This window comes from Nocardia sp. NPDC058114 (assembly GCF_042884695.1).
Classification (GTDB): domain Bacteria; phylum Actinomycetota; class Actinomycetes; order Mycobacteriales; family Mycobacteriaceae; genus Nocardia.
Genome location: NZ_JBHVTK010000002.1, coordinates 533312 through 560281, shown reverse-complemented (window position 1 = coordinate 560281; position 26970 = coordinate 533312). Strand labels below are relative to the sequence as shown.

The window sequence follows — 26970 nt, the reverse complement described above, 5'->3', positions numbered from 1 at the left end:
GCTACGTAGCGATGTCGCCGAACGGTGGGACGTGGTGTCCCCACCGCGTACATCCCCAGCCGAGGAACTGCGCTGCCGGACCGTAGCGCGGCGTCAGCTCGATCGTCTGGGTGAAGTCGAGGCGTGTGCTCGCGGCGAACGCCCTGGGCACACCGCCGATCGCGCCGGCCGCCAGCCGCATCGCCATACCGTGACTGACCAGCACCACATCAGTGCCCGCACCCGGCGTCAGGTACCGAGTGCGCAGGTCCTCGAGCACCGGCAGGAACCGGTCGAGCACGTCGTTGCCCGCTTCGCCGCCGGGAACCGCCAGGTCGAGTTCCCCACTGTGCCACCGTTGATAGGTCTGGTGGAATGCCTGGTGCGCGACGTCGGTGTCGACTCCCTCGAAGTTGCCGGCCTGCACCTCGTACACACCGTCCAGCACAATCACCGGACCTCCGACGACCGACTCGATCTGCTCGGCGGTCTGGCGGGCCCGCAGCGCGGCCGAGCAGAACAGCCGCGGCGAACCGGCGACGGCAGCTCCGAATCGTGCGGCCTGCGCGGTGCCGCGTTCGGTGAGAGATGGGCCGGGAACACGAGTTTCGAGCCGCTTGCCGACATTGCCGTGCGACTCGCCATGGCGCACCATGACCAGCTTTCCCGTCGAATTCTGTGCCCCGTTGTCCATGCCTCCATGTTCCGGCACACGGGGTGCCGACCGGAGCTGTTGGGTCAACCAGGCTGCTCGCCGACGACCAGAGGTAGCGCGGGGTCGGCGGTCCATGCGGTCAGGGATCCGTCGTAGACAGCGACGTCGTCGCGCCCGACCAGTGCCAACGCGTGGGCGACACCGGTTGCCGCGACGCCTCCGCCGCAGTAGGTCACGGGTGTGATCGCTGGATCGAGCAGACCCGCGGCAGCGAACAAGGCCCGCAGTTCCTCGAGGGGGCGTAGTGCGCCGGTCTCCGGGTCGCGGATCTGGTCGATCGGCAGGTTGATGCTTCCAGGGATGTGGCCGGGTCGGGCGAAAACGTCTGTTTCGCCACGATAGGTCGCGGCGTCCAGGACGCCCACGAGCAGGAACTTGTCATCGGCTGTCGCCGCCTCGACCTCGTTGGTGGATCGGATGAGGCCAGGGCGGCGGCGGGCGGTGAAGGTGGCCGGTGTGGGTGTCACCGGGGAGTCCGAAACCTCGGCGCCCGCCGCCCGCCATGCGGGAAGGCCGCCGTCGAGGACCGCGACGTCGTCGAAACCCTCCAAACGCAAGTGCCACCAGAAGCGAGTGGCCCAGATTCCGTCGTGCTGGTCGTAGACGACGACCCGTACCCCGTCGCCGATGCCGATCGCGCCGGCGGCCGCGGCGAAGCGCTCCGATTCCGGTGCGGTGCACGGTTGATCAGACGCCGGATCGGCGAAGTCGGTGAGTAGATCGGCGAACACCGCGCCCGGGACATGGGCTGCCGCGTACGCGGCGCGCCCCGACTCGAGGGTGAATGTCGCGTCGTCGAGCACCGTGAAGTCGGTGCTCGCGTCCACGACCAGCAGGTCGGGCTCGCCCCGATGGTCACGGAGCCAGGAGACGGACACCGTGTCATGGACGGTCTGCCCCATGTGGACCTCCGATTGCACTGGTGGGCACTGGATTCCGAATCTAGCGAGCACCGCCGGGCTCGCACCAGACCACCGATCTGCGTGAGTGAAACCCGTGTCCTCTCGGGCCATCGAGTTGAACTCGTGGATACAGTTGCCTGGTCTTTCGAGATGACATGGATGAACTATCCCGTTACCGTTGAACATCGGGACTGTTCGACGAGACGAGGAGGCTACTCGCCCGGCTCCAGTCGCGCCGGGCCGTGGGCGTGCCCCGGTTCGAGGTCTGCGCCAAGGCCTCTCGGTGGCATCCATCCCATTGCGCGTACGATTACCATCACATTCGGTGTCATGGCAATGCTCGATCTTGTTCGGGTAATAGCGTGTGTGAGTCGATAATTCACGATGTGATCTGCAAGAGATAAGATCATCGTATTCATATGTTGAACATCACTCCGAATTGCGCTGTGTCGCTGGTACTTTGACAACCGGGGGGATTTTCGCGGCCTTCGACGGCATGGTCGTGGAAGCTCGGCTCGCTGCACCAGGGAGACTTCATGACCGATCATCCTGTGTCCCGTTCGGAAGGCCTGTCGGCCCCGAGCGTAATGAATGTTATGTCGGAACGTCAGAAGGTGTTGTCGATCAAAACACCCCGAAACTCGGGGTGCGTCGAGCCGGTGCGATGTGGTCACGCGGAATCGACGTGGTGTGAACGCCGAGACTCCCGGCTCACCGACAAGGTCGACTATCTGTCCGGCGTCGGTCGCGCCGAGGCCCGCCTCCGTTTCGGCGATGCCGACACCCTGTGCGGCGGCGTGCAGAACATGCTTTTCGTGCACTGCGGAGTTCTGGACCGGGAGACCATCGTCCGGCGGTCGGAAGTCGTGCTCGACGCCGAATCCGACGAGCCCGACCCGGGATGTCTGTGGCTGGCTCTGCTGGCCCTGGTCTACGCGGACCGATGTGCCGAGGCCGCGGCGTACTGCACCCGGCTGCTGTCCGACGGACGCGGCGAGATCTCGTTCCGCCTCTTCGAAGCGCTGACGCTCATTCGCGCCAGGATCGACGCGCAGTCCGGTCGCCCCGCCGCGGCGATCGCGGCGATGGAACCGCTGCTGCGCCGCGGTGTGTCACCCGCGCTGCGCGGCATGGCGCTGGCCTGGCTCGTCGAGGCGCTGGTTCAGGTCGGCGATCTGAGCAGTGCCCGGTGTCTGTTCGAGGACCGGATGAGCGCGGTGGACGCGATGCCCGACCACGCGCACGTGCTCGCCGCCCGAGGTGCGCTGCATCGCGCCGAAGGCGACCTCGAGCGCAGCCTGGCGGACTACCTGGCCTGCGGAAAGGTGTTGACCGCACTGAATGTGGCCAATCCGGCGATCGTCCCGTGGCGTTCCCGCGCCGCGCTGGTGGCGGCCGCGCTCGGCCGCTGCGATCTCGCGTCGGCACTGGCCGACGACGAGCTGGCCGCAGCCCGGCGCTGGGGTTCACCGGGGGCGGTGGGACGGGCCCTGCACGCGGTCGGCATGGCGCGGCGCGACAGTCGGTCGGTGGGCGCGCTCGAACGTGCCGTAGAGCTGCTCGAACTCGCTGAAGCACGCTACGAGCTGATGGGCGCACTGTGTGATCTGGGGCAGTTGCACGCGGTCGAGGGTGATGTGGAGCGGTCGCGGTGGGCTGTCACGGCGGCCACCGAGCTCGCGGCCGCCGCCGGTAGCGGCCCTGTACTGCAGCGCGCGGGCTCGGTCCTCGGCGCCTTGGACACGCAGCATCGCGAGACCGGCTTGACCAGACAGGAGCGCAAGATCGCCGGCCTCGCGGTGCGGGGGCTCAGCAACAAGGAAATCGCCGAGCAGTTGTTCCTGACGGTGCGCACCGTCGAGTTCCACCTGTCCAATGTGTACCGGAAACTCGGTATCGCGGGTCGGCGTCAACTGGCCGGGGTAATGAATGCGCGGGAGTGCGCGTGAGGTAGTTTCCGGTAGTCGAATTACTCGGACGGCAGTCGTGTTCCACACGACTGCCGTCTTTTGTGCGTGTGCCATCGGTTCCGAAGGCGTTGCCCTGGTGATGATCCTGTGGTTTCCCCGGGGAGAACCTACGGGTCGACCGTAGAGTCGTTCCGCAGCTCTTGAATCGTCGCCGAATTCTGTGCGAGATTTTCGGTGATCGGTGAGCAGCGTTGTCGCCGAATAATTCTCGAACTTCTTCGATACCGCTTCGGTATTCACGATATTCGGCGAGAGGAATCGACCATGTCTACCAACCCGTCCCGTGAGGAACTCGTCGAGCGTGCCACGAAGCTGGCGCCGCTATTGCGTTCGCGGGCTCGCTGGATCGACGAGAACCGCCGCCTGCCCGACGATGTCATCGACGCGATCGAGGAATCCTCGCTGCTGAACATGCAGGTTCCCGCGCAGTACGGCGGCTACGAATCCAACACCCGGGATTTCGTGGACGTGCTCGCCGAGGTCGCCCGTGGCAACACCTCGGTGGCGTTCTGCCTGTCGATCTACGCCTCGCTCACCTGGATGTCGGCGCTGTGGCCCGACGCCGCGCTCGACGAGGTCTTCGCGACACCGAACGTACGGATTTCGGGCACCACCGCGCCCACCGGTACCGCGACGAAAGTCGACGGCGGGTGGGTACTGAACGGCACGTGGCGCTTCAACAGCGGTGTGCTGCACGCACACTGGAAGGTCACCGTGGCGCTGCCGACCGAGCCCGGCGCCGAGCCGGTGCCGATCTTCGCCCTGGTGCCCACGGCTGATCTGCGCATCGTCGACGACTGGTACACCTCCGGGCTGGAAGGCTCCGGCAGCGTCTCGACAATCGCCGAGAACGTGTTCGTGCCCGAGCACCGGGTGATCACCGGCGAGGACTTCTACCAGAATCGGTCCAAGTCGGCGGTGAACGTGCTCAAGCCGCAGTACGCGGCGCCGGTGCTGGTGCCGGTCACCGCGATCCAGACCGGTCAGCTGGTCGGTGCGGCGCGGGCGGCGCTGGCGGCGTTCGTCGAACGGCTGCCCGGTCGGCCCATCACCTACACCGATTACGCCAGCCAGCTCGACGCCCCGGTCACCCATTTGCAGGTCGGCGAGGCGGCCTTGCTGATCGAGGACGCCGAGGCGCGGGCGCGGACCTACGCCGACGTGATCGATGCGAAGGCCGCGGCGAACGAGGCGTGGACCGAACAGGAACGGGTCTGGTCGCGGGTGCAGATCGGCTGGGTGGCCCACCAGGCCAAGCAGGCGGTGGAGATCCTGGCCCAGGCCAGTGGCGGTTCCTCGATCCAGCGCGACGTGCCGATCGCGCGGTTGCAGCGTGATATCCACGCGACCTCGCTGCACGCGATGATCACGCCCAGCGTGAACATCGAGCTGTACGGCCGTTCGCTGGTCGGCCTGCCGCCCAACACCGTCTACCTGTGACCGTGACGAAGCGACAGGGAGCAGCGACCATGCGCAAGGTACTCATCGCCAATCGGGGCGAGATCGCGGTCCGCGTCGTGCGTGCGTGCCGCGACGAAGGATTGGCCGCGGTCGCGGTCTACGCCGAACCCGATCGGGACGCACCCCATGTGCGGCTGGCCGACGAGGCGTACGCGCTGGGCGGGGACACGCCGGCGACGAGCTACCTCGACGCCGCGAAACTGCTGCGCGCGGCAGCCGCCGCCGGTGCGGACGCGGTTCACCCCGGCTACGGATTCCTTTCCGAGGACGCCGATTTCGCGCAAGCGGTGCTCGACGCCGGTCTCACCTGGATCGGCCCGCCGCCCGCGGCGATCCGTGCGCTCGGTGACAAGGTGTCGGCGCGGCGCATCGCCGAGACGGTCGGCGCGCCACTCGTGCCGGGCACACGGGACCCGATCGCCGGCGCGGCCGAGGCGGTCGACTTCGCCGACCGGCACGGACTGCCGATCGCGATCAAAGCCGCCCACGGTGGCGGAGGTCGCGGGTTGCGGGTGGTGCGTGAGCGCGCGGAGATCGCCGAGCTGTTCGACGCGGCCGTGCGCGAGGCCACCGCCGCCTTCGGGCGCGGGGAGTGCTTCGTGGAGCGCTACCTCGAGCAGCCGCGTCACGTGGAAACCCAGTGCCTCGCCGATGTCTTCGGGCATGTGGTGGTGGTGTCGACGAGGGACTGCTCGTTGCAGCGCCGCCACCAGAAGCTGGTGGAGGAGGCGCCCGCACCGTTTCTCACCGACGCCCAACGCGACGAGCTGTACCGGGCGTCGAAGGCGATCCTGTCCCAGGCGGGGTACGTGGGCGCGGGCACCTGCGAATTCCTGATCGGGCGAGACGGGACGCTGTCGTTCCTGGAGGTGAACACCCGGCTGCAGGTCGAACATCCCGTGAGCGAGGAAGTGACCGGGATCGACCTGGTCCGGGAGATGTTCCGGATCGCCCGCGGTGAGCCCCTCGGCTACGACGACCCGCCCGCGCGCGGGCACGCGCTGGAGTTCCGCATCAACGCCGAGGACCCGGGGCGGGGATTCCTGCCCGCGCCGGGCACGGTGACGAAGTTCGCCGCGCCCTCGGGTCCGGGAGTGCGGATCGACACCGGCGTGGAGCAGGGATCGGTGATCGGCCCGGCCTGGGACTCGTTGCTGGCCAAGGTGATCGTCACCGGCGCCGACCGCGATCAAGCGCTGGCGCGGTCGCGCCGGGTGCTCGCCGAGCTCACCGTGGACGGCGTCGCGACGACGCTGCCCTTCCACCGCGCGGTGCTCGACGACCCCGCCTTCACCGGCGCGCCGTTCACGGTGCACACCCGCTGGATCGAGACCGACTTCGACAATCGCATCGCCGCGCAGGACGTCGCGGGGGAGACGACAGTCGAACCCCAGCGGGAGACGGTGGTCGTGGAGATCAGCGGCCGCCGGGTCGAGGTCTCGCTGCCCGCCCCCGACCGCATCGGCATTGCGGCGCCACGCCGCAGCGTTCGCACCGCACGCGGTGGACGCGGCGCTTCCGCCTCCGACGCGCTGGTCGCGCCGATGCAGGGCACCGTCGTGAAAATCGCTGTGACGGAAGGGCAATGGGTCGATTCCGGCGACCTCGTCGCCGTTCTCGAGGCCATGAAGATGGAACAGCCGCTCACCGCGCACCGGGCGGGCATCGTGCGCGAACTGACCGCCACCGTCGGCACGACGGTGAGCTCCGGCACCACTGTGTGCCGCCTCGACGACTCCGGAAGTCATGCGGCATGAACGGAATTCAGGAGGTAACCATGGACGCTGCCGTCATCGTGGCAGGCGCGGGACCGACCGGGCTGACACTGGCCGGGGAACTGCGGCTGGCGGGCGTCGACGTGATCGTCGTCGACCGGCTGCCCGCCCGCACCGGGGAATCGCGTGGCATCGGGTTGACCCTGCGCACCACCGAAGTGCTCGACCAGCGCGGACTGCTCGGCCGCTTCGGCGCCGTGGAGACCGGCTCGGCGGGGCATTTCGGCGGGATTCCCCTCGACCTAACGGTCCTCGGCGCACCGCTGGAAGCGCCACGCGTGGTGCCCCAGTCGACGACCGAAGCGGTGTTGGAGGGTTGGGCGCGTGAGCTGGGCGCCGACATCCGGCGCGGACACGAAGTCGTCGGGCTCGACAGCGACGCCGACGGCGTCACCGTGCACTTCGCGGAGCACGCGCCGTTGCGCGCCGGCTATCTCGTCGGCGCCGACGGTGGCCGCAGTGTGGTGCGCAAGGCCGCCGGGTTCGACTTCCCCGGCACCCCGGCCACCACCGAACTGCTGCTCGCCGATGTCCGCGGGGTGGAGATCGCGCCGCGGATGATCGGCCAGCAGGTATCCGGCGGCATGGTGATGAGCGCCCCGCTGCCCGGCGGCGCCTACCGGATCATCGTCGGCGAACGCGGCGCCGCACCCCGGCGTCGCACCGGCCCACCGGATTTCGCCGAGGTCGCCGACGTGTGGAAGCGGCTGACCGATGTCGACATCTCGCACGCGGAACCGGTCTGGGTGAGCGCCTTCGGTGACGCCGCGCGTCTGGTCACCGAGTACCGGCGGGGGCGGGTGCTGCTCGCGGGCGACGCGGCGCACGTCCATCTGCCCGCGGGCGGGCAGGGCATGAACACCGGCATCCAGGACGCGGTGAACCTCGGCTGGAAGCTCGCCGCGGTGAGCCGCGGCAGGGCACCGGCCACCCTGCTCGACACCTACCACGGGGAACGTCACCCGGTCGGGCAGCGGCTGCTGGCCAACACCAAGGCGCAGAGCCTGTTCATCCTCGGCGGCGAGGAGGTCGGGCCACTGCGTGAGGTGCTGCGCGAACTCGTCGCCTATCCGGAGGTGGAACGGCACCTCGCGGCCCGGGTCACCGGACTCGACATCCGCTACGACGTGGGCGGCGGGTCCCACCCGCTGCTGGGTGCGCGGCTGCCACGGCGCAGGCTCGTGCGCGGCGCGCACGCCACCGACACCGCCGCCCTGCTGCGGCCGGGCCGGGGCGTTCTGCTCGACCTCACCGACAACCCGGCGCTGCGCCACCGGGCCCAGCCGTGGACCGACCGCATCGACGTGGTCACCGCGACCGCCACCGAACCCATCGATGCCGACGCGCGCACCACCGCGCTGCTGGTGCGACCCGACGGCCATGTGGCCTGGGTCGCCCCCGGTACGCACAACGACCTGCCGACCGTCCTGGACCGCTGGTTCGGGCCGGCCCGATGAACATCCGAGAGAAGGGGAAGTCAATGTTCAGCACACTGATCGTGGCCCGCATGGACCTCGCGTCCGCGGGCGATGTCGCCGGACTGTTCCGGGAATTCGACACCACCGAGCTGCCACACCGGATGGGCACGCGCCGCCGCCAGCTCTTCCACTACCGCGGCCTGTACTTCCACCTGCAGGACTTCGACGAGGACAACGGCGGCGAACGGATCGAGGACGCCAAGACCGACGACCGCTTCGTGCGGATCAGTCAGGATCTCAAGCCGTTCATCGAGGCCTACGACCCGAAGACCTGGCGCTCGCCGGCGGACGCGATGGCGCACCGCTTCTACGACTGGAACGCACGATGAGCGCGCCCGAACGTCGCGTGGTGATCACCGGCGTCGGTGTGTCCGCCCCCGGCGGGGTGGGAACGAAGAGCTTCTGGGACCTGATCTCCAACGGCCGCACCGCGACCGGACGGATCTCGCTGTTCGATCCGGCGCCGTTCCGGTCCCAGGTGGCCGCCGAGATCGACTTCGACCCCGAATTACACGGCCTGACCCCGCAGGAGATCCGGCGGATGGACCGGGCGGCACAGCTGGCGGTGGTCAGTGCCCGCGAGGCGGTCGCCGACAGCGGGCTCGAGTTCGACGATATCGACCCGTTCCGGACCGGTGTCACCATCGGCAGCGCGGTGGGCGCCACGATGGGCCTCGATGAGGAGTACCGCACCGTCAGTGATGGTGGGCGGCTGGAACTGGTCGATCACAACTACGCGGTGCCGCACCTCTACAACTACTTCGTCCCGAGTTCGTTCGCGACCGAAGTAGCTTGGGCGGTCGGCGCGCAGGGACCGTCGACCGTGGTGTCCACCGGGTGCACTTCCGGTCTGGACGCGGTCGGCTACGCCGCGGACGTGCTGCGCGAAGGCGGCGCGGACGTGATGATCGCGGGCGCTACCGATGCCCCGATCAGCCCGATCACGGTGGCCTGCTTCGACGCGATCAAGGCCACCACCCCGCGCAACGACGATCCCGCGCACGCCTCGCGGCCCTTCGACGCCAGCCGCAACGGCTTCGTCCTCGGCGAGGGCGCGGCGGTGTTCGTGCTCGAGGAACTGGAGAGCGCGCGCAAACGCGGCGCGACGATCTACGCCGAGCTGGCCGGACACGCCACCCGTTCCAATGCCTTCCACATGACCGGTCTACGCCCGGACGGCAAGGAGATGGCCGAGGCGATCCGCACCGCACTCGGCCAGGCGCGGATCGACGGCACCGAGATCGACTACATCAACGCGCACGGTTCCGGCACCAAACAGAACGACCGGCACGAGACCGCCGCGGTCAAGCGCGTTCTCGGCGATCACGCCTACCGCACGCCGATGAGCTCGATCAAGTCGATGGTCGGGCATTCGCTCGGCGCGATCGGGTCGATCGAGATCGCGGCGTCGGTGCTGGCATTGGTCAACAACGTGGTGCCGCCCACCGCGAACCTGCACAATCCCGACCCCGAATGCGATCTGGACTACGTGCCGTTGACCGCGCGCGACCACAAGGTCGACGTGGTGCTGTCGGTGGGCAGCGGGTTCGGTGGGTTCCAGAGCGCGGTCGTGCTCGCCGATCCTTTCCGGAGCCGACGATGAGCGCCGCGGTGGTGACCGGGCTCGGCGTCGCCGCGCCGACCGGTCTCGGGCTGGAAGAGTACTGGCGCACCACGCTGGCCGGGCGCACCGGGATCCGCCGGGTCACCCGGTTCGACCCCGCGTCCTACCCCGCGCAATTGGCCGGGGAGATCACCGGATTCGAGGCCGAGGAGCACCTGCCGGGCAGGCTGTTGCCACAGACCGACCGGATGACGCGGCTGGCTCTGGTGAGCGCGGACTGGGCCTTCGCCGACGCCGGCGTGCGACCCGACGAACTGCCCGATTACGCCGCGGGCGTGATCACCGCCAGCAGTTCGGGTGGCTTCGAGTTCGGGCAGAACGAACTGCGCGCACTGTGGAGCAAGGGCGGCGAGTACGTGAGCGCCTATCAGTCCTTCGCCTGGTTCTACGCGGTCAACAGCGGACAGATCTCCATCCGCAACGGGCTGCGCGGGCCGAGCAGCGTGGTGGTCAGCGACCAGGCCGGTGGGCTGGACGCGGTGGCCCAGGCGCGCAGGCAGATTCGGCGCGGCACCACGCTGGTGGTGACCGGCGCGATCGACGCTTCGATCTGCCCGTGGGGGTGGGTGGCACAGCTGGCGGGCGGCGGACTGAGCACCGTCACCGACCCGGACCGCGCCTACCTGCCGTTCGACGCGCAGGCGGACGGCTACGTCCCGGGTGAGGGTGGCGCGCTGCTGGTCCTCGAGGACGCCGAGCACGCCAGACAACGCGATGCGCCCCAGATCTACGGCGAGATCGCCGGGCACGCGGCCACCGTCGACCCGCGTCCCGACGGTCCGGGCGAGCCGGGGTTGCGCAGGGCGATCGAACTCGCCCTCGGCGACGCGGGGGTGACTCCCGCCGAGATCGACGTCGTCTTCGCCGATGCCGCAGGCATCGCCGAACTCGACCGGATCGAGGTCGACGCCCTGGTCGCGGTGTTCGGCGCGCGTGGCGTGCCGGTGACAGCACCGAAAACCATGACCGGACGGCTCTATTCGGGCGCGGCACCGCTGGATCTGGCCGCCGCCTTCCTGTCCATCCGCGACGGGGTGATCCCGCCGACCATCGGCATCGATCTCGCCGCGGACTACCAGCTCGACCTGGTCACCGAGGTCAGGCCCGCACCCGTGCGGACCGCGCTCGTGCTCGCCCGCGGTGCGGGTGGGTTCAACTCCGCCATGGTCGTTCGCGGCCCCGAACACCTTCGCCCCTGAGGAAAGGAAAGCCCGTGTCGACATCGTTCACACTCGACGATCTGCGCCGCATCCTACGAGAAGGCAGCGGCGACAGCCCCGGCCTCGACGGCGAATTCGCCGATATCGAGTTCGAAGACCTCGGCTACGAGTCGCTGGCGCTGCTCGAGACCACCGGCCGGATCAAACGCGAATTCGGCGTCACCCTCGACGACGACGCCGTCGTCGCCGTGACCACGCCGCGCGCGCTGGTCGACCTGGTCAACGAACAGCTGCTCGAAGCGCCCCAGCCCAGCTGAGCGTGACACCGATTGCCCGACAGGAGAACAGATATGACCAACGACGACAAGGTGGCTCTGGTCACCGGCGCCACCAGCGGCATCGGCCTCGCCTCGGTCCGTCAACTGGCGGGGCAGGGACACCGGGTGTTCCTGTGCGCACGCAACAAGGAAGCCGTCGCCGACACCGTCGCGCAATTGCGGGGCGAGGGCTTCGACGTGGACGGCACGACCGCCGATGTCCGTGCGGCCGAGGATATCTCGGCGTTCGTACGGGCGGCGGTCGACCGGTACGGCCCGGTGGACGTGTTGGTCAACAACGCGGGCCGCTCCGGCGGCGGCGTCACCGCCGACCTCACCGAGGAACTGTGGTCCGACGTGATCGCGACCAACCTCAACAGCGTGTTCCTGGCCAGCCGCGAGGTGCTCACCACCGGCGGCATGCGAGAAAAGCAGCGCGGCCGCATCATCAACATCGCCTCGACGGCGGGCAAGCAGGGCGTGGTGCTCGGGGCACCGTACTCGGCGTCCAAGCACGGCGTCGTCGGGTTCACCAAGGCGCTCGGCAACGAGCTGGCCCCGACCGGGATCACGGTCAACGCCGTGTGCCCCGGCTACGTGGAAACGCCGATGGCACAACGGGTTCGGTCCGGCTACGCCGCGGCCTACGACACCACCGAGGACGCGATCCTCACCAAGTTCCAGGCCAAGATCCCGCTCGGCCGCTACTCCACCCCCGAAGAGGTGGCCGGCCTGGTCGGCTACCTGGCGTCCGATCTGGCCGCCTCCATCACCGCGCAGGCGCTCAACGTCTGCGGCGGACTCGGCAACTTCTGATTCCGGCCGACGAGCACCAGGAGACTTCCATGACGACGCAGACCACCCGCGAGGTCGAGCACACGATCACCGTGGCGGCCCCGCCGACCGAGGTGTACCGCCTTCTGGCCGAGGTGGAGAACTGGCCCCGGCTGTTCCCACCCTCGGTGTATGTGACCCGCCTCGAACACGAGGGCAACGAGGAACGCATCCAGATCTGGGCCACCGCCAACGGTGAACCCAAGACCTGGATCTCGCGCCGCGTGCTCGATCCCGAGCAACTGCGGATCACCTTCTGGCAGGAGGTGTCCGCGCCCCCGGTGGCCCAGATGAGCGGCACCTGGATCATCGAACCGCGCGAGGACGGCGGGACCGAGCTGCGGCTGCTGCACTCCTACCGAGCCATCGACGACGATCCGGACGGGCTGGCGTGGATCGAGAAGGCGGTCGACGACAACAGCCGTGCGGAACTGCCCGGTCTCAAGGCCGCGGTGGAGTCGGTGGTGCGCACCGCCGATCTGACCCTGTCGTTCGTCGACTCGGTCGAGATCGCCGGTGCGGCAAGCGATGTCTACGACTTCGTCAACGAGGCGAACCTGTGGACCGAGCGCCTCCCGCACGTGGCCTCGGTGCAGCTCACCGAGAACACCCCCGGTGTGCAGGTGCTGCGCATGGACACCCTGACCAAGGACGGATCGAGTCACACCACCGAGTCGGTCCGGGTCTGCTTCCCGCAGCACCGGATCGCCTACAAGCAGACCACCCTGCCCGCTCTGATGGCCCTGCACACCGGCTACTGGGAGTTCCGGACCAACCCCGACGGCACGACCACCGCGTCCTCGCAGCACACGGTGATCGTCGAGGCGTCGCGGATCACCGAGATCCTCGGCCCCGACGCCGGGGTGCCCGAGGCGCGGACCTTCCTGCGCGAGGCGCTCGGGGGCAACAGCCGGGCCACGCTGAACCACGCCAAGAACTATGCCGAAGCCCGTCGATGACACCGACGTCCTGATCGTCGGCGCGGGGCCGGTCGGGTTGCTGCTCGCGGGCGATCTGGCCGGCGCGGGCGTCCGCGTTACGGTGGTGGAACAGCGGATCACCCCCACCACCGAATCGCGGGCCTCCACCCTGCACGCCCGCACCATGGACGTGCTCGCCGAGCGGGGCGTGCTCGATCGGCTCGGGCCGCTGCCCGACGGCGGACCGGGGCACTTCGGCGGACTGCGCCTGGATCTGACCGAAGCCGATCCGGCCCACCGGTTCTCGGGCCAGTGGAAGTGCCCGCAGGTCCGGCTGGAAGCGGTGCTGGGGGAACGAGCACTCGAGGCGGGCACGGTGCTCCGGCGTGGGCACCGAGTCACCACCCTGACCGCACAGGCGGGCGCTGTGCTGATCGACACCGTCACCCCGGACGGTGAACGGCATACCCACCGGGGCGCCTACCTCGTCGGCTGCGATGGGGAACGCGGCACCGTGCGCGAGCTGGCCGGCTTTGAACTGGCGGGTCTCGAGGCCGGGCGGGAGATGCTGCGAGCCGACGTGGCCGGAATAGATATCCCGGCCCGTCGATTCGAACGGCTCCCGCACGGGCTGGCGGTGTCCTCGCGCTGGCCCGACGGCAGCACCAGGGTGATGGTGCACGTCTACGGCGCCGCACCCCGCGCCGGGGGCGGGGAACCGGAGTTCGCCGAGATCGCCGGCGCCTGGGAACGGGTGACCGGCGAGTCGATCGGACACGGAACACCGTTGTGGCGCAACGCGTTCGACGACACCAGCCAGCAGGTCACCCGGTACCGGCGCGGCCGGGTCCTGCTCGCCGGTGACGCGGCCCATCGGCAGATGCCGGTGGGCGGCCAAGCCCTCAATCTCGGCCTGCAGGACGCGGCCGACCTGTCGGGCCGGTTGATCGCCGCGATCACCGGCACCGCAGGCGAGGCCGAACTCGACGGCTATCACCGCACCCGCCACGCCGTCGGCGCCCGCACCCTGACCAATATCCGCGCCCAGACCTTGCTGCTGTTGGGCGGACCGGAGGTCGAACCCGCCAGGCAGCTGTTCGCCGAGCTCCTGCGGCTCGGCGATGTCCGATCCCATCTCGCCCGCATGATCAGCGGCCTGCCCGGTCCCGGCGACCCGGCGCCCGCACCACCCGATTCCAAGGAGACATCGATGAGCCTGACGAACAAGACCGCCCTGGTCACCGGATCCAGCCGCGGCATCGGCCGCGCGACCGCCCGCCAGCTCGCCGCCAAGGGCGCGCTCGTGGCCGTGCACTACGCGGACAACGAGGCCGCGGCCCGCGAGACCGTCGAGGTCATCGAGAACGACGGCGGCCGTGCGTTTCCCGTGCGGGCCGAGCTCGGCACGACAGGCGGCGTGCACGAGTTGTTCCTCGGTCTCGAACAGGGACTCAAGGAACGAACGGGGCAGACCACGCTCGACATCCTGGTCAACAACGCCGGTGTCACCACCCCGGCCGGGGTCGCCCCCGAGGACGTGACACCCGAGGACTTCGACCGGCTGTTCGCGGTCAATGTCCGCGCACCGTTTTTCATCGTGCAGCGCGCTCTCGGCCTGCTGCCCGAAGGCGGGCGCATCATCAACATCTCCTCCGGACTCACCCGATTCGCCAGCCCCGACCAGGTGGCCTACTCGATGACCAAGGGCGCGGTGGAACAGATCACGCTGCACTTCGCCCGACACCTGGCACCGCGCGGGATCACCGTCAACAGCGTCGCGCCCGGCATCACCAACAACGGCAGCGCCGTGTTCGACATCCCGGAGGCAGTCGAGCAGATGGCGCAGTTCTCGGCGTTCAAGCGCGTCGGCGAGGCGGTCGACGTCGCCGATGTCGTCACCTTCCTCGCCACCGACGAAGCCCGCTGGATCACCGGCGCGTTCATCGACGCCACCGGCGGGACGCTACTCGGCTGACAGCACGGCCGCCGCCGACCACATCAGGAGATCCGATGACGACAGTGCAAGAACCCACCGGGTACACCCAACGGCTCGACGAACTCGACGCGCTCAAGCGCGCCGCACGTCTGGGCCCCGACCCGGCGGCCACGCAACGCCAGCACGCCAAGGGCAAACTCACCGCCCGCGAACGCATCGACCTGCTCCTCGACCCCGGTTCGTTCGTCGAAGTGGAGCCGCTGCGCAGACACCGGGCCACCGGCTTCGGACTGGAGGCGCGCAGACCCCACACCGACGGCGTGATCACCGGGTGGGGAACCGTCGACACGCGCACGGTCTTCGTCTACGCCAGCGACTTCCGGATCTTCGGCGGCGCACTCGGCGAGGCACACGCCCAGAAGATCCACAAGATCATGGACATGGCCGTCACGGCGGGCGCTCCGCTGGTCTCGCTCAACGACGGTGCGGGCGCCCGCATCCAGGAGGGCGTGACGGCACTGGCGGGCTACGGCGGGATCTTCCGCCGCAACACCAGAGCCTCGGGAGTGATCCCGCAGATCAGTGTCATGCTCGGGCCGTGCGCCGGCGGGGCGGCGTACTCGCCCGCGCTCACCGACTTCGTCTTCGTGGTGCGCGATATCGCGCAGATGTTCATCACCGGCCCCGATGTGGTGCGCACCGTGACCGGCGAGGTGGTGACCCACGACGAACTCGGCGGCGCCGACATCCACGCCTCGGTCTCGGGGGTTGCCCATTTCGTCTACGACGACGAGCCGTCGTGCCTGTCCGATGTTCGCGCGCTGCTGTCGATGCTGCCCGCCAACAATCGGGAGCTCCCGCCGGTGGCGTTCACCGCCGACCCCGCCGACCGGCAGACCACGGCACTGACCGACCTGGTGCCGCTGGACGGCAACCGCCCCTACGACATTCGCGAGGTGCTGGCCGAAATCGTCGACGACGGCGACTATTTCGAAGTACAGGCCACCTGGGCGACCAACCTGGTGTGCGCGCTGGCCCGGCTCGACGGCCATGTGGTCGGGGTGGTGGCCAGCCAACCGATGAGCCTGGCCGGGGTGCTCGACATCGATGCGAGTGAGAAGGGCGCGCGGTTCGTCCAGTTCTGCGACGCCTTCAACATTCCGTTGCTGACCCTGGTCGACGTGCCGGGGTTCCTGCCCGGCGTCGGACAGGAACACGCGGGCATCATCCGGCGCGGCGCGAAACTGCTCTACGCCTACTGCAACGCGACGGTGCCGCGAATCTCGTTGGTACTGCGCAAGTCCTACGGCGGTGCCTATATCGTGATGGACTCGCTGTCGATCGGCACCGATCTCGCGCTGGCCTGGCCGACCAACGAGATCGCCGTCATGGGCGCCGAGGCCGCGGCCGACGTGGTGTTCCGGCGCGAGATCGCCGCGTCGGAGGATCCCGCGGCCACCAGGGACCGCAAGATCGCCGAGTACCGCGAGGAACTCGTGCATCCCTACTACGCCGCCGAGCGCGGACTCATCGACGACGTGATCGATCCGCGCGACACCCGTGGCGTGCTGATCCGCGCCTTCGCCATGCTGGCGGGCAAGGACACCGATCTGCCCCGCCGCAAGCACGGGAATCCGCCGCAATGAGCGCCGAGGACCCGGTGCCCTTCCTTCGCGTCGAGAAGGGCAGCGCCGACCCGGACGAACTCGGCGCGCTGCTCGTGCTGCTGCTCGCCCGGCGACGGGCCGCCGCCGCGGCGCCGACCCCGACCAGGCCCGTCGCTCGCTGGCGGCGTCTGGAACGCCGACCCGCCTTCACCGACCCCCGCGCGTGGACCGGATCCACCCGCTGACGAACGGAGCCACCATGGACGTCGGACTGCTCTTCGACCTGCGCAACCCCGCACAGTGGCAGCGCCCGTGGGCCGATCACTACGCCCGCACCCTCGAGTTCTGTGAGGAGGCCGACCTGCGCGGCGCGGGCGGAGTCTGGTTCACCGAGCACCACCTGTTCGAGGACGGCTATCTCCCGCAGCCGCTCACCTTCGCCGCCGCGGCGGCCGCCAGAACCAAGCGGGTGCGCATCGGCACCGCCGTGGTGCTGCCCGCCCTGCGCAAGCCGGCCCAGTTGGCCGAGGAGGCGGCACTGGTCGATCTGATCAGCGGCGGCCGTCTCGAACTCGGTCTCGGCGCCGGCTATCGCCTGCCCGAATACCAGCTCTTCGACACCGATTTCAGCCGCCGGTTCGCTCGCACCGGCGACAACATCGCCGAGATCCAGCGGTTGTGGGCAACCGGCGGGATCACGCCGGGGCCGATCCAGGATCCCGTGCCGCTGTGGGGCGGGTTCTACGGTCCGCGCGGCGCCCGCCTCGCCGGGCGCCTCGGCATCGGATTCCTGCACATCTCGCACCAGCTGTTCCCGCTGTACCGCGAGGGACTCATCGAGGGCGGACACGATCCCGAGTCCGCGCGGGTCTCGGATCTGCTGCCGATCCTGCTGGCCGACGACCCCGAGGCCGCGTGGGCCCGGGTCGCACCGCACCTCGCGCACCAGATGAACTCCTACCGGCAGCTGTCGGTGGAGGGCACCGACGCACCGGTGCCGCCAGCCCTCGAACTCGATCAGCTGCGCCAACGCCCCGAGGACGGATCCTTCGGTCTGCTCGAGATCCTCACCCCCGAACAGGCCGCCGTGCGGATCCACGAACGGGTTGCCGGTCTGCCGGTGCGGCACCTGATCTTCTGGGCCAGCATCGCTGGCATGCCCGACGACCTGGTCACCCGCCACATCGAGCTGGTGAGTGAACAGCTGCCACCGTTGCTGGACAAGCAGTTCCAGGTGAGCACCGGCGGCCCGATCTCGGCGCGCAACGGTCATGGCTGACGTGAGACCAGCGGCGCCGACCTGGGATCGGCGCCGCTGGATCCTGCTGCTGGTGCTGTCGGGCAACATGATCCTCGACGCCATCGAAGGCTCCATCCTGGTGCCCGCACTCGGCGTGCTCACCACCGAACTGAACCGGTCGATCGGGCAAACCCAATGGCTGCTCAGCGGTTTCGCGGCGGGGTTCGCCGCGCTGCTGCTCGCCGGGCCCGCGCTGGCCGCCCGGTTCGGGCGCAGGCAGGTCTATCTCGTCGCCATGGCGCTGTTCGCTGTCGCCTCGGTGATCGGTGGGCTCACCGACGACCTGGCCCTGCTCGTCGCGACCCGCGTGGTGAAGGGCGCCGCCGCCGCGCTGACCGCACCCGCCGGGCTGGCGGTGATCGCCGCGGAGTTCCCGGCCGGTGCCCAGCAGCGCCGCGCGATCTCGGTGTACGCGGTCTTCGGCGCGGCCGGATTCACCACCGGCCTCGTGCTGTCGGGTTGGCTCACCGCGCTGAACTGGCACCTGCTGTTCGTGTTCCCCGCACCGATCGCGCTCGCCCTGCTCGTCGCCGCGTGGCGGGTGATCCCCGACCCACCGGTGGCCGCCCCGCCGCGGCTGTCGAAATCGTTGTTGCGCAATGGTTCCCTACTGCGGTCCGCCCTCGGAGCAGGAGCCCTCAACGGCGGCTACCTCGCACTGCTGGTGGTGATCGCGGTGCAACTGCACCAGTCGCTCGGATGGGCGCCGTGGCAGATCGCGGTCGCTCTGCTGCCCGCGAGTCTGCCACTGGCACTGTCGGTTCCGTTCGCGGGACGGTTCGTGGAGCGGTACGGCACCGCGCGGCTGATCCTCGCCGGCGCGGTGGCGACGCTGGCCGGGCACCTGCTGCTGTTCGCCCGACCCGAGATCCACGACTACGTGACCGACGCGCTGCCGGTACTGCTGCTGATCGAAGCCGGGTTCGTCCTGTCGTTTGCCGCGCTGAACATGCAGTCGACCGCCACCGTGCCCGCCGAACTCCGCCCGATCGCGGTGCCGCTGTATCAAACCGGTGTGCAGTTCGGCGCGGCATTCGTGCTGCCAATCACCGTCGCAGTGGCGGTGGCCTTCGATGCCTACCGTCCCGCGGCGGCGGTGATCGCGGTCGCCGGGCTGCTCGCGGTCCTCGCCGCGAGTAGCGAACTGCGCGCATCCGCGACACCGGCACCCGCGAACGCCGTTCCATGACAGCCACACCCATTTCGAGGAGGTACCACTCACTCATGACCGCCGACGTCTTCATCCGAGAACAGCCCGACCAGCTGGCGACGGGCCCCAGGACCCTGGCACTGTTCCCCGGGCAGGGCTCCCAGCGGCCCGGCATGGCCGCGTGGATCACCGACTACCCGGTGGCGGAGGAGGTCTTCCGCCGCGCCGACGACATTCTCGGCATCCCGCTGACCCAGCTGTGCGTCGACGGCACCGCCGAGCAGTTGCGCGCCACCGACGTGGCCCAGCCCGCGATCGTCGCCACCAGCCTTGCCCTCAGCGCGGTCCGTACACAGCGGGGACTGCCGCCCGCCGCGGTCGCCGGTCACAGCCTGGGGGAGTTCACCGCCCTGGCCGTCGCCGGAGTGTTCGACGAGGACACCGTCCTGCACCTGGTCCGCCGCCGCGGCGAGCTCATGGCCGAGGTCTCGCGCCGCTACGACGGCGCGATGAGCGCCGTCATCGGCCTACCCGCCGAGCAGGTCGACGCGCTGTGCGCCCGCGTCACCTCGGGCGTCGTCGGCGTGGCCAACTACAACCAACCGACCCAGACCGTGGTCTCCGGCGCCGCCACCGCCGTAGCCGACCTCGAGGACCTGGCCCGGTCCGCCGGCGCGGCGAAAGTGGTGCGGCTCAAGGTCGCCGGAGCCTTCCATTCGCCCCTGATGGCCGACATCGCCGCCGAATTCGGCGCCGAACTCGACCGCTACACTCTCAGCCCGCCGGTCGTTCCGGTGCTCAGCGCGGTGACGGCCGACTACGTCACCGACCCGACTGAGATCCGCGCCCTGCTGCGCGGCCAACTGCTGGCCCCGGTCCGCTGGGTGGAGACCGTCCAACGGGCCGCGAGCGACGGCTACGACGAACTGGTCGAACTGGGACCGGGGCAGGTGCTGACCGGATTCTCCCGCCGCATCGCCCCCGACGTCAGCTCGACGGCGATCTCCACACCCGAAGAGCAGCGCTAGCCGCTGACCCACCAGACGTCACTGGTTCATGGGTTGACGCAAGCGGTGGCGCGCTCTCAGGATGATCGGGTCCGCTCTAGGTACGCCTGTCGTCCGACCGGGTCGAAAGCGCCGTAATCGGCACCACCGACGAATCGTTTGAGGTGCCACATGATCTGCGCGGGGATGATTTCCTCGAGCAGGCCGATCGGGGCGAGGTATCGGGGAACGGTCACCTCGCCTCGGCCGTGTTCCGCGCTGTCGACGATGGCAGCGGCGACGGTTTCGGGTGTGAGGGTGGGTTGAAGGCGAAGCAACACCCCGGCGGTCAGGTCTGTTCGGGTGGCGGCAGGCATGACGGTTGTCAGGGTGACGCCGGTTCCGGCGAGTTCTGCTCGGACGGCCCGGGAGAGGGCGACCACGCCGAATTTCGACGCGCAGTAGGTCGCGATACCCGGGGTGGTGACCTTGCCCGCCATCGAGGACACGTTCACGATGTGTCCTCGTCCGCGTCGGATCATGTCGGGTAGGACGAGGTGCGTTCCGGTCAGCACCGCTCCCAGGTTGATCGCCAGCTCACGCTGTAACGCGGCGAGGTCGTGATCGACGAAACGGCCCATGAGCTGGATTCCGGCGTTGTTGACCAACATATCGATGGGCGCTCGCTCCGACGCTGCGCGAAGGAATTCCTGGAAGCTGGCTTCGTCGGTGACGTCGAGGTAGTGCGCGTGAGCACCGAGTGTTTCGGCGGTTTCCTGTGCGGCGGCGAGGTCGCGATCACCGATCCAGACCGTCGCTCCGCGACGGGTCAGTTCCGCGACAGTGGCGCGGCCGATGCCGCGGGCGCCACCGGTCACACAGACGTTGGCGCCGTCGAGCCCGATCACAGCGGGCTGCCCACGGGGTGCCGCAGGGCGAAATAGGCGATGAGACGGATCTCCTCGGCCCCAGTGAACAACAGTGCGCGGCCGAGGTATACGCCGGGCGTCAGTTCCACGATCTCGTCGCGCGTCTTGCGGATCGGGAAGGTGCGAACGCCGGGGTTCTTGTGGTGTGGCACGCCATAGTCCAAGGCGCGCACTGTGACTCGCGGCTCGATGAGACCCCGGTCGACGGAGTGGTGGAAGTGGAACCCTTCGGCCTCGCCGCCGACCATGCGGAGTCCGAGGTAGCCGAAGGTGACCAGGGGCATCGCCAGCAGCGCGATCGGGGACAGGCGATTCGATCCCGTGCCCGCCGCCAGATCGAAGGATTTACCCCGCCACGTCGGGTCGACCTTCATGAGCTGGTTGGCGAGTGCGGCTTCGGGAATGCCGAACAGCTTCCCGACGATCTGGCCTTCGAGCTTGCCGTCCAGATCGCGGGGCTCGACGCCCGCGCCGAAGAGCTGTGACAGCGCGTCGTGGTCGTCTCGGCTTCCCAGCGCACGGAGGTAGGACCACGTCTCCGTCCGCGCCCGAGTCGGGCTGTGCTCGGCCAGCGCGCGGAGCTCATCGAGCATCACAGTGGCGTTCGGCAGGTGTTCCTCGGGCATCTCGACGCCCTTCAGGTCTGCGGTCATCACTCGACTTCCAATCTGGTACGTAGTGGTACCTGAATTAACTGGTACGAAACTGTGCCAGAATTGCTCGACGGATGTCAACGGTGAACCGGCTGTGGCGGAGGTGGGAGAATGCTGCGCGTGTCCTCAGCCGGTAAACGCAGCTACGGGGGAGAGTCCGCACCGGATCGCGTCCGGCGGCGGCGCTCCCAGTTGATCGACGCGGCCCTGACTGCGATGGCCGAGAATCGGTGGCGGTCCGCGACCGTCGCGGGGCTCTGCGTCGAGGCGCAACTCAACAAGCGGTACTTCTACGAAAGCTTCGTCGATCTCGACACGCTGGCGAGCGAGGTGATCGATGAGGTAGCGGTGGAAGTGGGTCAGGCCGCTGTCGCCGCCTACGTGGACTCGATCGAGCTGCCCCTCGCAGACCAGGCGCGCGCCGCGGTCGATGCGGTGGTCGCCGCGTTGGGAACCGACCCGCGGAAGGCGCTGGTCCTACTCGGCGGCGTGGCCGACAGTCCGACTGCCCATGCTCGGCGAGCAGAGGCGATGAAGGGCCTCACCGCGATTCTCATCGGCCACGCCCGCAGCGTGCACGGTGTCGAACTGGAAAACGACTCGCTCGCCGCGAGTGCTCCGGCCTTCGTCATCGGCGGAACCGCCCAGGCGATCCTGTCCTGGGCGGAAGGGACCGCGCCCATCGACCGGAGCAGCCTCGTCGAGGACATCGCCTCGCTGTGGCTCGCCGTGGGGGAAAGCGCGGCGGGTATCGCCCGCTCCAGGCTCGAAGCACCAGGGCGGCACTGAGTCGGCGGTCGGCTACCTCACCGTCGACTCGTCGTGGTCCTGTGTCCGGTCCGGCGGCTTACGCCAGACCGACACATGGTTCTCGCTGTCGTCGGCGAACGGAGTACCGAGCCAATCCGCGCTCCGTCGCTCCAGCGACAACCCGGCCAACTGGGCCATCAGATCGCACTCCGCGGGCCAGACGTAGCGAAAGTGGCTGGCGCCGTATGTCACCGTGCCATCCGGTCGGTGTCGGTAGTGATGCGATGTGCCCTGCTGAGTGCTCAGGTCGTAGGTGTCGAACCCGGTGTGGTGGCTGCCCACATGGAACGGCACCGCCGCTTGGCCGGGCGGAAACCGGCGGATGCCGGGAACCCACAGCTCGACAACGAATCTGCCGCCGGGTGCGAGATGCCGTGCGGCATTGCGGAAGCACTCGACCTGCTCGGCTTGGGTTCGCAGATTCCCGAGGCTGTTCCACACCAGGTACACCAGGGAGAATTCGCCCGGCACCCGGCTCGATGCCATGTCGCCGATGATCACCGGCACCTCGGGGCGCTTGCGGTGCAGCTGGTCGACCATGTGCGCGGAGAGCTCTATTCCACTCACCTCGACGCCCTGCTCGATCAGCGGAATCGCGACGCGGCCGGTGCCGATGGCGAATTCCAGCGCGGCACCACCGTCTGCCGCGTCCGCCAGGAACCGCACCGTCGGATCGAGTACTTCGGGCGTGTACATGAAGGCCGAATCGCGGTCGTATCGTTCGGCCTGCGCGGCATCCCACACATCGCTGCTCACCACACCGGCGACCTTGCCCTCGCCAACCGGTTGACGCCACTCATTTTCGAGCCCCGCGCCTTCGGCGGACTGTTCTCAAAGGTCCACCTCGAGGACGGGGGAGTGGGATCGTGACGAGCACGTGGTGAACATGCCGTCGGCGCGTTCGGCGTCGGTGAGGACGTCGTCGCGATGGTCGGGTTCGCCGGCCAGTACCCGCACGACGCATTCCCCGCAGATGCCCTGCTGGCACGAGAAGGGCGCGTCGACACCGTTGTCCAGGAGGACATCCAGCACGCTGTGGTCGTCGCCGACGAGGTATTCGGCGCCGGTGGAGGCCAGGCGGACGGTGAATCCGGCCTCTTGCGACTCGGTCGGCGCGGTGAGGTCGGTGCCGAATCGTTCGGTGTGCAGTGCTGTGCGCGGCCAGCCGAGGGCTTCGGCTTTGCCTACGACGTAGTCCATGAAGCCGTCCGGCCCGCAGACGTAGACCGCGGTGTCCGGTCTCGGATCGCCCAGATCGCGGGTGATGTCGAGCAGTAGGCTCGGGTCTTCGTCGTCGAAATGGAACCGGACGCGGGGATTCGCGGACAGCTCGTCGAGAAAGGCTGCGCGAGAGCGGGTTCGGGCGCTGTAGTGCAGAACGTAGTCGGCCTCGGTCTGCTCGAGGTGCGTCAGCATGGCCAGCAGCGGTGTGATTCCGATGCCGCCCGCGATCAGTACATGGCTGTTCGTGTCGGCGAGCGGAAAGTGGTTGCGCGGGACCGAGATCCGCACCGGTTCGCCTACTGTGAGCGCGTGCATCGCCCGCGACCCGCCCCGCGAGTTCGCGACGTTCAACACCGCCAGGCGGTATCGGCCCGGCTCGGGCGGTCCGCACAGTGAATACTGGCGGACCAGGCCGGAACCCAGGTGCACGTCGACGTGGGATCCCGCTGTGTAGGAGGGGAACTCGGTGCCGTCGACCGGGGTGAGTTCGAACACCGCGATCTCGGGAGTCGCCAGGGTGCGGGCATGGACCACCGCATCGATCCAGGTCACGGGGTATCCCGGTCAGACACCGGCCGCAGGCACCGCTGCCACGGTCTCGTCCGCGGCGGCCGTGGCGAGGGTGAACAGACCAGCCTGGGTGTGCCGCACCGGCTCCTCGATCAGACTCACCCCCTGCGGATCACGGCCCGCCTCCACGTCGTCGATCATCGTCCGCAGCAACCGGCGCAGCAGCACCACGCCCCGGTCCGTCGTCGCCAAGGTCTCCTCCGAATGCAGCGCGACCGGACCCTGCGAGGTCATCACCTCGCCGTCGCCGGGGAAGCGCTGACGTTCCTGATCGGTCAGCTCCCAGGAGTTCTTGCCGTCCTGGGTGATGCCGAACAGGAACCGTTGCACGCGAGCGGGATCGCTCGCGCGGATGGAGAAGAATGCGCGATGGCGGGTGTCGTCGATCGGGACCGCCCAGATCACCATGTCGGCCTTGGTATCCGGGGTCAGTTCGACCCAGTCCGGCAGCACCGTGGCATTGGGCAGGTGCAACTCGGCGCCCCAGACCCGCTCGGTCCGCACCCCGTCGCGCTCCTTGTCCAGGAACCGGACACCGTACTTCGCCCCGAAATCGGTGCGGTCGTAGCTGACGCGGCCCGGCAAGGTGTACGGGTCGAAGAAGTCCTCGGGGAAGCCGGTGGTGCCGGTGCCGAGGAACTGGTAGCCGCTGTGCTGGGAGTGCAGCCAGTTGATATGCACCGGGTCGATCGTGTTCTCGTAGATCAGCAGCCAGTGGAAATCCTGCTCGGCGCCGGTCACCGACAGTCCGGGGAACGGCCACTCGGCGAAGTATTGCTCACCCTCGGCGAGGTCCTCGAGCACGTCGTAACGCGGCAGCACGGGCTTGCGGTCGGGCGGGCCCATGTAGACGAACACCAGCCCGTAGCGTTCCTCGACCGGATACCACGGCTGACGCACGGCATCGCGGCGCTTGCCACGATCGGGTTCACAGGCCTGCTCCAGGCATCGCCCCTGCACATCGTATTTCCACCCGTGATAGCCACAGCGCAGCCCGTCGTCCTCGATCCGGCCGAAGAACAGACTGGCCCCGCGATGCGCGCAACGCTCGAAAACCACCCCCGCGCGGCCGCTTCCGTCCCGGAAGACGACCAGATCCTCGCCGAGGACGCGGGTGCGATGGGGTGCTTCGGCGGTGAGGGTGGCTGAGGTGGCGATCGGATGCCAGTACCGCCGCAGCGCCTCGCCCATCGGTGTGCCGGGGCCCACCTCGGTCAGGCGTGCGTCGTAGGACGGAGCCTTGCGGCTGTACCCGGTACCGGTGTCCACCGTGGTTCGTTCGGTCATATCGGTCTCCTCCGCGTGCGAAAGACGTGGTGCTGCCCCGTTATCGGAGCGCCTGGATGATCGGGGCGAATGCCTCCATCTCGGGTTCGAGCACGGTGTAGTAGGTCAAGCCGAGGGTCTTGCGCCGTTCACGCAGGGTGTCGGCGTTCTCCTCGGGGGTGCCGAACAGCAGCGACGGCAGCTCGGCGAGCTCGTCGGGCGTGAGGTCGAGCCGGTTCTGCCAGACATCGGTCACGCCGTCGGTCGCGCCCTTGGGCAGCACCTTATGGATGGGAATGTTGAACTCCACCTGGTCGATCCGGTCGCCGAGCAGCCCGCGCACGTAGTCGATCCGGTCGGTGACCTCGGTGATGCCGCCCAGCTTCAGCCCGTCGCCGTCGCGGACCTCGGTGGTGCCGGTGAAGGCGATGATGTCGGCGTGGGCGGCCGCCAGTCGCAGGACCCGTGCTCCACGACCGGCGATCAGGATCGGCGGGCCGCCGGGCTGTTCGAACCGGGCGTACTGGTCGAGCTCGGACTTGGGTTTGCGGAACTCCGCGACCGTGCGCTCCAGCTGGGAAACCCGTTCGCCCGCAGTGGGAAACGGGATTCCAGCCGCGTCGAACTGCGCGCGGTCGTAGCCGGCGCCCAGCCCGAGTTCCACCCGGCCGCCGGAGTACCGGTCGACCGTGGCGAGGTCGCGGGCCAGCACCGTCGGATGGTAGAAGGCGGTGTTGAACACCAGCGTGCCGATGCGGATCCGCTCGGTCGCCTCGGCGGCCAGCAGCAGGGTCGGGATCGGGGCGGGCATGCCGAGGTGGTCCGACACCGAGATGACGTCGTAGCCCAGCTCCTCGGCCTTGCGTACCTTGGCGATCCATTCGGCCCTGGTGGACGGGGTGAACAGGCAGAGACCGAAACGGAACGGTCGGTCGTACAGGGAAGTCATGACGCTCCTCGCGAGCTCATTCGGTGGCGATGTTGTCGGCGATCTTGGCCAGGACCGCGTTCGCGGCGAGGAATTCCTCCTCGGTTATGCCACGCAGCGATTCGTCGGCATGGGCGTTCACCAGAGCTTCGGCGCGCTCGTGCGCCGTCTCGCCCGCGGCGGTGAGTCGCAGCGTCGCGCCGGAGATCTCGACCCAGCCGCGGCCGACGAAGTCGTCGACGATCGGTTGGTAGGTCTGGGCGCCGTCGGAGACCAGGAACGGCTCGAACGCCGCGTCGAGTTCGGCGACGCTGCCCAGACCGATCTGCAGGGCGTGCAGGATCTGCCAGTCCCGGCGGGTGAGCTTCTGCTCGTGCAGCAGCGCGCCGGTAGCGACGTCGAACTGCTGGTGCAGGTGCAGCAGCCAGTACCCGATGCGCTTGGTCGTGTTCTTCTGGAGCATGAGGAGCCTCTCT

The 26970-nt window shown here is 68.9% G+C and carries 26 protein-coding genes; 17 read left to right on the top strand and 9 right to left on the bottom strand.

Annotated features, from left to right (window positions below):
• Window position 1 precedes the first annotated feature (1 nt).
• On the bottom strand, window positions 2-673 hold the full coding sequence (locus ACFVVI_RS11155) for a histidine phosphatase family protein (RefSeq protein ID WP_387445130.1): 672 nt from the start codon (window positions 671-673) through the stop codon (window positions 2-4).
• 44 nt (window positions 674-717) lie between these two features.
• Window positions 718-1596: a sulfurtransferase gene (locus ACFVVI_RS11150; protein ID WP_387445128.1), complete on the bottom strand. Its 879-nt coding sequence runs from the start codon at window positions 1594-1596 to the stop codon at window positions 718-720.
• Between the two features lie 596 nt (window positions 1597-2192).
• Here ACFVVI_RS11150 and ACFVVI_RS11145 point away from each other — a divergent pair.
• The 16 genes from ACFVVI_RS11145 to fabD all read left to right on the top strand — a co-directional run bounded on the left by ACFVVI_RS11145 (window position 2193) and on the right by fabD (window position 20156).
• The gene (locus ACFVVI_RS11145) at window positions 2193-3545 is read left to right on the top strand and encodes a LuxR C-terminal-related transcriptional regulator (protein ID WP_387445127.1); all 1353 of its coding nucleotides are present in this window, start codon (window positions 2193-2195) and stop codon (window positions 3543-3545) included.
• A 285-nt stretch (window positions 3546-3830) separates the two neighbouring features.
• Window positions 3831-5006 carry an acyl-CoA dehydrogenase family protein gene (locus ACFVVI_RS11140; RefSeq protein WP_378994815.1) on the top strand — a complete coding sequence of 392 codons (1176 nt, stop codon included), beginning with the start codon at window positions 3831-3833 and terminating at the stop codon, window positions 5004-5006.
• Between the two features lie 29 nt (window positions 5007-5035).
• Window positions 5036-6784, top strand: coding sequence for an acetyl/propionyl/methylcrotonyl-CoA carboxylase subunit alpha (locus ACFVVI_RS11135; protein WP_387445125.1), 1749 nt, complete (start codon window positions 5036-5038; stop codon window positions 6782-6784).
• A gap of 20 nt (window positions 6785-6804) precedes the next feature.
• Window positions 6805-8259, top strand: a complete 1455-nt coding sequence (locus ACFVVI_RS11130; RefSeq protein WP_378707780.1) for an FAD-dependent monooxygenase — start codon at window positions 6805-6807, stop codon at window positions 8257-8259.
• 23 nt (window positions 8260-8282) lie between these two features.
• Complete coding sequence (locus tag ACFVVI_RS11125) at window positions 8283-8609, top strand: TcmI family type II polyketide cyclase (RefSeq protein WP_067445797.1); 327 nt, start codon at window positions 8283-8285, stop codon at window positions 8607-8609.
• The gene (locus tag ACFVVI_RS11120) at window positions 8606-9883 is read left to right on the top strand and encodes a beta-ketoacyl-[acyl-carrier-protein] synthase family protein (protein ID WP_387445123.1); all 1278 of its coding nucleotides are present in this window, start codon (window positions 8606-8608) and stop codon (window positions 9881-9883) included. Before ACFVVI_RS11125 ends, ACFVVI_RS11120 begins: the two co-directional genes overlap by 4 nt.
• Window positions 9880-11103, top strand: coding sequence for a ketosynthase chain-length factor (locus ACFVVI_RS11115; RefSeq protein WP_387445122.1), 1224 nt, complete (start codon window positions 9880-9882; stop codon window positions 11101-11103). Before ACFVVI_RS11120 ends, ACFVVI_RS11115 begins: the two co-directional genes overlap by 4 nt.
• A 14-nt stretch (window positions 11104-11117) precedes the next feature.
• On the top strand, window positions 11118-11381 hold the full coding sequence (locus tag ACFVVI_RS11110; protein WP_056819520.1) for an acyl carrier protein: 264 nt from the start codon (window positions 11118-11120) through the stop codon (window positions 11379-11381).
• Between the two features lie 33 nt (window positions 11382-11414).
• Window positions 11415-12197, top strand: coding sequence for a 3-oxoacyl-ACP reductase FabG (gene fabG, locus ACFVVI_RS11105; protein ID WP_056819521.1), 783 nt, complete (start codon window positions 11415-11417; stop codon window positions 12195-12197).
• Between the two features lie 29 nt (window positions 12198-12226).
• On the top strand, window positions 12227-13174 hold the full coding sequence (locus ACFVVI_RS11100) for an aromatase/cyclase (RefSeq protein WP_357137908.1): 948 nt from the start codon (window positions 12227-12229) through the stop codon (window positions 13172-13174).
• The gene (locus ACFVVI_RS11095; RefSeq protein WP_387445121.1) at window positions 13155-15110 is read left to right on the top strand and encodes an SDR family oxidoreductase; all 1956 of its coding nucleotides are present in this window, start codon (window positions 13155-13157) and stop codon (window positions 15108-15110) included. The genes ACFVVI_RS11100 and ACFVVI_RS11095 overlap by 20 nt, the downstream gene beginning before the upstream one ends.
• A 35-nt stretch (window positions 15111-15145) precedes the next feature.
• Window positions 15146-16717: an acyl-CoA carboxylase subunit beta gene (locus ACFVVI_RS11090; RefSeq protein ID WP_387445119.1), complete on the top strand. Its 1572-nt coding sequence runs from the start codon at window positions 15146-15148 to the stop codon at window positions 16715-16717.
• Window positions 16714-16923: an acyl-CoA carboxylase epsilon subunit gene (locus ACFVVI_RS11085; protein ID WP_328662528.1), complete on the top strand. Its 210-nt coding sequence runs from the start codon at window positions 16714-16716 to the stop codon at window positions 16921-16923. Before ACFVVI_RS11090 ends, ACFVVI_RS11085 begins: the two co-directional genes overlap by 4 nt.
• Window positions 16924-16937: 14 nt before the next feature.
• Window positions 16938-17957: an LLM class flavin-dependent oxidoreductase gene (locus ACFVVI_RS11080; protein ID WP_387445118.1), complete on the top strand. Its 1020-nt coding sequence runs from the start codon at window positions 16938-16940 to the stop codon at window positions 17955-17957.
• Window positions 17950-19167, top strand: a complete 1218-nt coding sequence (locus tag ACFVVI_RS11075) for an MFS transporter (protein WP_387445117.1) — start codon at window positions 17950-17952, stop codon at window positions 19165-19167. Before ACFVVI_RS11080 ends, ACFVVI_RS11075 begins: the two co-directional genes overlap by 8 nt.
• Before the next feature lie 35 nt (window positions 19168-19202).
• Entirely contained in the window at window positions 19203-20156 is a 954-nt protein-coding gene (fabD, locus tag ACFVVI_RS11070) for an ACP S-malonyltransferase (RefSeq protein ID WP_387445116.1), read from the top strand.
• Window positions 20157-20212: 56 nt separating this feature from the next.
• Here the strand turns inward: fabD and ACFVVI_RS11065 are convergent, their stop codons facing one another.
• The gene (locus tag ACFVVI_RS11065; protein WP_387445115.1) at window positions 20213-21022 is read right to left on the bottom strand and encodes an SDR family oxidoreductase; all 810 of its coding nucleotides are present in this window, start codon (window positions 21020-21022) and stop codon (window positions 20213-20215) included.
• Window positions 21019-21696 carry a hypothetical protein gene (locus ACFVVI_RS11060; protein WP_387445114.1) on the bottom strand — a complete coding sequence of 226 codons (678 nt, stop codon included), beginning with the start codon at window positions 21694-21696 and terminating at the stop codon, window positions 21019-21021. The genes ACFVVI_RS11065 and ACFVVI_RS11060 overlap by 4 nt, the downstream gene beginning before the upstream one ends.
• Before the next feature lie 111 nt (window positions 21697-21807).
• Here ACFVVI_RS11060 and ACFVVI_RS11055 point away from each other — a divergent pair, with 111 nt between their 5' ends.
• Window positions 21808-22485, top strand: coding sequence for a TetR/AcrR family transcriptional regulator (locus ACFVVI_RS11055; RefSeq protein WP_387445113.1), 678 nt, complete (start codon window positions 21808-21810; stop codon window positions 22483-22485).
• 12 nt (window positions 22486-22497) lie between these two features.
• Here ACFVVI_RS11055 and ACFVVI_RS11050 read toward each other — a convergent pair whose 3' ends face one another.
• The 5 genes from ACFVVI_RS11050 to ACFVVI_RS11030 all read right to left on the bottom strand — a co-directional run bounded on the left by ACFVVI_RS11050 (window position 22498) and on the right by ACFVVI_RS11030 (window position 26957).
• Entirely contained in the window at window positions 22498-23262 is a 765-nt protein-coding gene (locus ACFVVI_RS11050) for a class I SAM-dependent methyltransferase (protein ID WP_387445112.1), read from the bottom strand.
• A gap of 75 nt (window positions 23263-23337) precedes the next feature.
• Window positions 23338-24282: a PDR/VanB family oxidoreductase gene (locus tag ACFVVI_RS11045; RefSeq protein WP_387445111.1), complete on the bottom strand. Its 945-nt coding sequence runs from the start codon at window positions 24280-24282 to the stop codon at window positions 23338-23340.
• A 12-nt stretch (window positions 24283-24294) separates the two neighbouring features.
• Window positions 24295-25587 carry a Rieske 2Fe-2S domain-containing protein gene (locus ACFVVI_RS11040; RefSeq protein ID WP_387445110.1) on the bottom strand — a complete coding sequence of 431 codons (1293 nt, stop codon included), beginning with the start codon at window positions 25585-25587 and terminating at the stop codon, window positions 24295-24297.
• Between the two features lie 40 nt (window positions 25588-25627).
• Window positions 25628-26515 (bottom strand): TIGR03621 family F420-dependent LLM class oxidoreductase, encoded by an 888-nt coding sequence (locus ACFVVI_RS11035; protein WP_328662537.1) that lies wholly within the window; start codon window positions 26513-26515, stop codon window positions 25628-25630.
• A gap of 16 nt (window positions 26516-26531) precedes the next feature.
• Complete coding sequence (locus ACFVVI_RS11030) at window positions 26532-26957, bottom strand: MarR family winged helix-turn-helix transcriptional regulator (protein ID WP_387445109.1); 426 nt, start codon at window positions 26955-26957, stop codon at window positions 26532-26534.
• Window positions 26958-26970: the final 13 nt, after the last annotated feature.